Genomic DNA, 272 nt, shown 5'->3' with positions numbered 1-272 from the left:
TGTGGTTAAGTCCTCGATCGATTAGTATCTGTCAGCTCCATGTGTCGCCACACTTCCACCTCAGACCTATCAACCTGATCATCTTTCAGGGATCTTACTTCCTTGCGGAATGGGAAATCTCATCTTGAGGGGGGCTTCATGCTTAGATGCTTTCAGCACTTATCCCGTCCGCACATAGCTACCCAGCGATGCCCTTGGCAGAACAACTGGTACACCAGCGGTGCGTCCATCCCGGTCCTCTCGTACTAAGGACAGCTCCTCTCAAATTTCCT

The 272-nt window shown here is 51.1% G+C and carries 1 rRNA gene; it reads right to left on the bottom strand.

The window, feature by feature from the left end:
- Position 1: 1 nt before the first annotated feature.
- Positions 2-272, bottom strand: a 23S ribosomal RNA gene (locus tag ACMX2I_RS21620); the annotation flags it as partial.

Source organism: Bacillus sp. SW14 (assembly GCF_047608225.1).
In the GTDB taxonomy this organism is placed as follows: Bacteria; Bacillota; Bacilli; order Bacillales; family Bacillaceae; genus Bacillus; species Bacillus subtilis_G.
The sequence above is the reverse complement of the archived record's forward strand: the minus strand, read 5'-3'. Positions and strand labels throughout refer to the sequence as shown.